At 60.8% G+C, this 6,329-nt stretch carries 6 protein-coding genes; 4 read left to right on the forward strand and 2 right to left on the reverse strand.

The window, feature by feature from the left end:
* Positions 1-146: 146 nt before the first annotated feature.
* A complete protein-coding gene (locus BX592_RS02125; protein ID WP_134189972.1) occupies positions 147-743 on the reverse strand; it encodes an acyl-homoserine-lactone synthase in 597 nt (198 codons plus the stop codon).
* Between the two features lie 151 nt (positions 744-894).
* Here BX592_RS02125 and BX592_RS02130 point away from each other — a divergent pair, with 151 nt between their 5' ends.
* Positions 895-1,203, forward strand: coding sequence for a helix-turn-helix domain-containing protein (locus tag BX592_RS02130; RefSeq protein WP_134189973.1), 309 nt, complete (start codon positions 895-897; stop codon positions 1,201-1,203).
* Here the strand turns inward: BX592_RS02130 and BX592_RS02135 are convergent.
* Positions 1,187-1,891: a helix-turn-helix transcriptional regulator gene (locus BX592_RS02135; protein ID WP_208327833.1), complete on the reverse strand. Its 705-nt coding sequence runs from the start codon at positions 1,889-1,891 to the stop codon at positions 1,187-1,189. The two genes, BX592_RS02130 and BX592_RS02135, sit on opposite strands and share 17 nt — an antisense overlap.
* Before the next feature lie 520 nt (positions 1,892-2,411).
* Between BX592_RS02135 and BX592_RS02140 the strand changes: the two genes are divergently transcribed.
* The 3 genes from BX592_RS02140 (at position 2,412) to BX592_RS02150 (ending at position 6,173) form a co-directional block, all read left to right on the forward strand.
* Positions 2,412-3,353 (forward strand): dihydrodipicolinate synthase family protein, encoded by a 942-nt coding sequence (locus tag BX592_RS02140; RefSeq protein WP_134189975.1) that lies wholly within the window; start codon positions 2,412-2,414, stop codon positions 3,351-3,353.
* Between the two features lie 81 nt (positions 3,354-3,434).
* Positions 3,435-5,015 carry an aldehyde dehydrogenase (NADP(+)) gene (locus tag BX592_RS02145; protein ID WP_134189976.1) on the forward strand — a complete coding sequence of 527 codons (1,581 nt, stop codon included), beginning with the start codon at positions 3,435-3,437 and terminating at the stop codon, positions 5,013-5,015.
* Between the two features lie 216 nt (positions 5,016-5,231).
* Positions 5,232-6,173 (forward strand): SMP-30/gluconolactonase/LRE family protein, encoded by a 942-nt coding sequence (locus tag BX592_RS02150; protein WP_134189977.1) that lies wholly within the window; start codon positions 5,232-5,234, stop codon positions 6,171-6,173.
* The last annotated feature ends 156 nt before the right edge of the window (positions 6,174-6,329 follow it).

Here is a 6,329-nt window from a genome sequence, read left to right on the forward strand (position 1 = left end):
TGCACGTGACCGAGATTGCGTGGGCAAGCGAAGCCCTGCGTAACGTCAGCGCGTTACGCATCGACGTGATCCCAAGCAAGCGCGGGGGCGCGTTGAAGCGCTGCCAGAGGCGTCGGAACGGCGAGCGCTTCTACGCGTAGCCGTCGCTATGCTGCCGCCGCCATGTGGCCAAACAACGCATTGCGCGTTTGCTCGCTGACCGCGATATCGAGCGCCACCGCCCGCTCGACACCGATCTGCACCGGCGCCCCGAGACGGCCGATTTCGATACCGGTTCTGCGCAGCAACCGTTCGATCGGCGTGGTCGTCACGGTCACGTAACGCGTGATGCCCATCTTGTCCGCAAACGTGACGAGCTCCTGGATCGCGTGCATCGTCACGTCAGCAAACCCGAAAGACTGCTCGTGATCGTCGCTGGTTTCGATCGCAAAGCGGCTCAGTTCCCAGATGTGCCGGCCGACTGGCGCGGCATTGCCGTGCAGTAGCTGAGGAAACGTGTCTTTCAGCATGTTGGGTCCTTCAGTCGGCATCAGCCGCCAACAGCCGCGTACACGCTGCGAAGAGTCCTGAATCAGCATGTAGTGCGGCCCGAGCGCGTCGTAGCCGTCGACCTCCATGCCCGCGATGATCGGGATATCCCACCCCATGCGCCCGTGAAATACTCGCGCGCGCAAGCGATACATCTCGTGAAGATCCGTGTTGTCGAACTCCTTCGGGGTACCAATTCGAATCGCTGCATGCATGATGTTCTCCTCCGCCCGGGTCCGTTCCCGTACGCAGAAAAACTTATGCATTCTGGATAGACATTTGCACCTATCCACCTGGATAGGTGTCGGCGTAGTCCCCTCGTCATCAAAATTGAGATGAACATTACCCAACCCAATGGGGATTACCATGGAAATGCTGGAAAATCATTGGCAAGCGGCCGTTCAAAACCGCGCAGCAGACGTTTCGTCCGCGGTTGACCGCGTTTTAATCATCGCTTATCGGAAAAAGAGAAAAGAGAGCCAAAGGCAGTTTTGGGCTCGCTTTGGCGTCACGCAATCGCGTGGCAGCCGATTCGAGTCGGGCGCCGAAATTCCGGCACCGGTTTCGATTCTGCTCGGACTTTATTTTTCGAAGACGGTCAACGACAGCGACCTCGGCAAGGCTGGGCGTGTGATGTCGGGCGAGGCGAGAGAGCTGATCAACCTGGATCAATAAGGCCAAGTTGTGTCGCAATGACGGCCGCGGCGCGGCGGGAGTTCACACCGAATTTCGCACGGATATTCTTCAGATGGAAGTTCACGACGGCTTCAGAACATCCGAGAATGTGCGAAATTTCCCAGGTGGACTTGCCGCGCGCTGTCCACTGTAGGCACTCCCTCTCGCGCGGTGTCAGCTTCGGCAACAGCGCCTGCGTGTGACTACTCAGGTACGGTTGGCTCGTGTCGATCACGAGATCGCGCAGCAACACCAGATTCGGCAATACGACGTCGATATGGCGCCAGAATTCGCTGGTCGGGTTGCTGTCGTTCACGAAGCAGATCATTCCTTTTTCCTGCTGTGGCCCGTGAATCGGCAGAGTGACGCCCGCGCGCAGCCCGTGCAGGCGTGCCTCCTCATACATCGACTGCTGCGGATTCGTCGCGAACAGATCTGGCGACCAGATCAGCGGCGACGATTTCGATACACAATGCGCGACCGTCGGGTCGATGTGCGCAAAGCCGTGCGCGTCGTAAAACTGGCGCCAGGCCGGTGCGTACGAGCTGCGCAGGAACGAGTCTTCCATCCGGATACTCGGGCGCGGCACGATCGCGACGAGCACGCGGTTGAACCCCCAACCATCTGCCAGACGGGCGAGTTCGTTGAACCACGTGGTGTCGTCGGTAGCGTTGAGCATCGGCGACAGCTGCTCAAAATAAGGTAGCGACAAGACAGTTCTCTCGGGGCGCGGCGAATCATGCCGCGGGTTGTGTGTGCGCGCCATGACCACTCGTTCTGTACTGTATCAATTTAGCATCATTATTCTTGTTTTACTGAAAAACTGCGACAGTCAAAATTGTCGATTGGAAAACCTTACGTCGAATTCGGACCCGCCATTCGGAATTGACGAAAACGGACGGCAATTAAGCGTTTTTACCGAACTTTGCTTCGGCAATTAGGGCAAATATATCTTCCGATAACGCTGCAATGGACGGGCAAAATCAATCTCGGTAATAAGGTTAAATACATTCGCGGGGGCGCGATGTGAGCTTTTTGTCATTGAAACGTCACATTGTTTGCATAGATCTTTACGTCATATTGAACCTACTTGGGCGAGATGACGACTCCCCTGACCTACTGATATACCCGGATGTTGCCAAGTTGTTTGACAACTAGCCGGGCGAGTGGTACCCTGGCGGCCTAGCGCATCTTCGACGCGAGCCGCCATGAATGTCTCTCCGATTCACGAGCACGAGTTTTCTGCCAGCGTGATGGCCGTTCCGCCGCTCGCCCGACACGCGGATTTCAGTCTCGATCCCGCTCAGAACGAGAAGCTGATTCGCCATATCGAAGCGGGCGGGGTGCGCACGCTGCTGTACGGCGGCAACGCGAACCTGTACCACGTCGCAATCAGCGAGTATCACGAATTGCTGGACCTGCTGGCGCAGAGTGCTGGACCCCAGACACGCGTGATTCCCGCGATCGGCGCCGACTACGGCAAGATGCTTGATCAGGCGCGCATCCTTGCGCGGACCGCGTACCGCACCGCGATGGTGTTGCCGTTTCCGGGCTTTACGACGTCGACGGGCGTCGAGTACGGCTTGACGCGCATCGCCGAAGTCGCCGGCATGCCGCTCACGCTGTACATCAGGAGCGAAGACTATGTCGACGTCGATGCGCTCGCGCGCCTTGTCAATCGCGGCACGCTGATTGCGGTGAAGTATGCAATCGCGCGGCGCGATCCATCGAACGATCTGTACTTGCGGCGCCTGCTCGAGCAGGTCGATCGCGCACGCGTGATTTCGGGCATGGGCGAACGGCCGGCACTCGTGCATGTGCAGGAATTCGGACTCGCTGCCTGGACGACAGGATCGGGCTGCATTGCGCCGCGCACGGTGATGGCGCTGCTCAATGCGGTGAAATCGAATCGCGGCGGCGAAGCGCGCAATCTGTATGACGCGTTCATGCCGCTCGAAACGCTGCGCGACAAAATCTCGTTGATTCGCGTGCTGCACGACGCGGTGACGATGTCGAAAATCGCAAACATGGGGCCGCTGCTTCCGCTGCTCAGTTCGACTCCGGTCGAACATCATGCGAAGATCGATGCTGCGACGCAGGCACTGCTCGCATTCGAGCGCCGTCTCGCGGAAGTTTCCGTGGACAACTGAAGGCGCATACCCACTATTTGGTTTTGAGCCGCGCGCAACAACCCCAATGATCGGCGCGCGGCACACGACAGGAGTTGCAACATGCAGATTACCGGAGACATGCTGATCGGCGGGTCCGCGGTGCGCGGTACCAAAGGCACGCTGCGCGCGTTCGACCCGGCCCGTAACATGGAGATCGAGCCCGAATTCGGCGCCGGCGGCACGGTGGAAGTGGACCGCGCTTGCGAATTGGCCGCGCTGGCGTTCGATCCGTATCGTTTGGCGCCGCTCGAGACGCGCGCGCGTCTTCTCGAAGCGATCGCGGACAACATCGTCGCGCTTGGCGACGCGCTGATCGAGCGCGCGCAAGCCGAATCGGCGCTGCCGAAGGCGCGCCTCGAAGGGGAACGCGGCCGCACTGTCGGTCAGCTACGTCTGTTCGCATCGCTGGTGCGCGAAGGCCGCTGGCTCGCAGCGACGCTCGATTCCGCGATGCCGGAACGCAAGCCGCTGCCGCGCTCCGACCTGCGTGCGCAGAAAATCCCGGTCGGCCCGGTCGGCGTATTTGGTGCGAGCAATTTCCCGCTCGCGTTTTCGGTCGCGGGCGGCGATACCGCTTCGGCGCTCGCGGCGGGATGCCCGGTCGTCGTCAAGGCGCACCCGGCACATCTGGGCACGTCGGAACTGGTAGGCCGTGCCATCCAGAAGGCAGTGGCCGACAGCGGCTTGCCCGAAGGCGTGTTTTCGCTGTTGGTCGGCGCGGGCAATGAAATCGGCGAAGCGCTGGTCGCACATCCGGCGATCAAATCGGTCGGCTTCACGGGTTCGCGTCGCGGCGGCGTCGCGCTGGTGAATATCGCGGCAAAGCGCCGCGAGCCGATTCCGGTCTTCGCGGAGATGAGCAGCATCAACCCGTTCTTCGTGCTGCCTGGTGCGCTTGCCAAGCGCGCCGAAGCGATCGCGACCGGCTTCGTCGAATCGGTGACGCTCGGCGTCGGCCAATTCTGCACGAATCCGGGTCTCGTGCTGCTGCTCGATGGGCCACACAAGCAGACGTTTATCGATGCGGCCGCGAAAGCTCTTGCGCAGAAGGGCGCGCAAACCATGCTGACCGCCGGCATCGCAAACGCGTACAAAGATGGCGTGTCGCAGCGTCGCGAATTGAACGGCGTGCAAAGCATTGCGCAAGGACAGCAGTCGGATGCGTCGTGCTCGGCACTGCCCGCGCTGTTCCAGACCAACGCGATGCAATTCCTCGCGACCGCGCAACTCGAAGACGAGATCTTCGGACCGACATCGCTGATCGTCACTTGCAGCGATATTGCCGAAATGGTGAAGGTGGCCGAGTACATCGAAGGCCAGCTGACCGCGACGCTGCAAATCGAGCCGGAAGACTACGAAATTGCGCGGCAACTGCTGCCGACGCTTGAGCGCAAGGCCGGCCGCATTCTGGCGAACGGTTTTCCGACAGGCGTTGAAGTGTGTCACGCGATGGTGCACGGCGGCCCGTATCCGGCCACGTCCGATGCGCGCGCGACGTCGGTCGGCGCGATGGCAATCGAGCGGTTCCTGCGTCCCGTGTGTTATCAGGACCTGCCGGCCGCGTTGTTGCCGCAAGCGCTGCACGACGAGAATCCGCTTAAACTGCTGCGTATTCTCGACGGCAAGCCGGTGCAGGCTTAACGCGACGGTCTACGCTTAACTCCCGTGTGACCATGCGGCGCGCGAAGCCATCACGGCAACGCGCGCCGTTGTCATTCTGACGCACGAAAAACACGCGTACGTTCGCGCAGCGCTGTGCAGCGCAGTGGCCGACGACGCTGCTTTCGATTCAAGACACGCGACGCGCGACGTATCTCCACCCGCGCGCCGCCGTCGCAGACCACAACCGACCTCGCAATGACCGACAACAGCCGCCGCTATCCAGATCCTTCCATTCGTATTCTCGACCCGCGTTTTACCGCGTTGCGACTCGCGTCCGCATCGGTCGAGTGCCTGTTTCAGGGCGCACGCTGGTCCGAAGGGCCGGTGTGGTTCGGCGACGGGCGCTACCTGCTATGGAGCGACATCCCGAACAACCGGATTCTGCGTTGGGACGAAGAGACCGGCGCAGTGACTCCGTTCCGCCGGCCGTCGAACAACGCAAACGGCAATACGCGCGACCGCGAGGGCCGGCTCGTGACCTGCGAACATCTGACGCGCCGCGTGACGCGTACCGAGTACGACGGCTCGATCACCGTGCTTGCCGATCGGTATCAGGGCAAGCGTTTCAACTCGCCGAACGATGTGATCGTCAAATCGGACGGCTCGATCTGGTTTACCGATCCGAGCTTCGGCATCGACAGCTTCTACGAAGGCGAACAGCAGGAATCGAAACTGCCGCAGTGTGTGTATCGCATCGATGATCAGTCTGGCGAAGTGACGCTCGTCAACGACGATGTGATCGGCCCGAATGGACTCGCGTTTTCGCCGGACGAGTCGGTGCTTTACATCGTTGAATCGCGCAGCGAGCCACGCACGATTCGCGCATTCGATGTCGTGCAGAACGGCCGCGCGCTGGAGAACAACCGCGTACTGATCGATGCAGGGCCGGCGGGTACACCCGATGGTTTTCGCGTCGATATCCACGGCAATCTTTGGTGCGGCTGGGGTATGGGCACCGACGAACTCGACGGCGTGCGCGTGTTTTCGCCGCACGGCGAAGCGCTCGGCCATATCGCACTACCCGAGCGGTGCGCGAATGTCTGTTTCGGCGGGCGGCATCGCAACCGGCTCTTCATGGCGGCAAGCCACGGCCTGTACGCGCTTTATGTGAACACGCAGGGCGTCAAAGGCGGCTGATCGTTCCGCTTGCCTGCTATCGAACCCACATCTGTCAGGAGCCGCTGCTGTGGCAAAGAGAAAGACCCCCGAGGAATTGCGTAGCCATCGCTGGTACGGCGTGAACGACCTGCGTTCGTTCGGCCATCGGTCGCGTACCGCGCAGATGGGCTATAG

The sequence above is a fragment of the Paraburkholderia rhizosphaerae genome, assembly GCF_004366595.1.
In the GTDB taxonomy this organism is placed as follows: domain Bacteria; phylum Pseudomonadota; class Gammaproteobacteria; order Burkholderiales; family Burkholderiaceae; genus Paraburkholderia; species Paraburkholderia rhizosphaerae.

Excerpts from the sequence above, each read along its gene's own strand:
- BX592_RS02140 (WP_134189975.1), top strand. The coding sequence starts at position 2,412 with ATGAATGTCTCTCCGATTCACGAGCACGAGTTTTCTGCCAGCGTGATG.
- BX592_RS02125 (WP_134189972.1), bottom strand. The coding sequence starts at position 743 with ATGCATGCAGCGATTCGAATTGGTACCCCGAAGGAGTTCGACAACACG.
- BX592_RS02130 (WP_134189973.1), top strand. The coding sequence starts at position 895 with ATGGAAATGCTGGAAAATCATTGGCAAGCGGCCGTTCAAAACCGCGCA.
- BX592_RS02150 (WP_134189977.1), top strand. The coding sequence starts at position 5,232 with ATGACCGACAACAGCCGCCGCTATCCAGATCCTTCCATTCGTATTCTC.
- BX592_RS02145 (WP_134189976.1), top strand. The coding sequence starts at position 3,435 with ATGCAGATTACCGGAGACATGCTGATCGGCGGGTCCGCGGTGCGCGGT.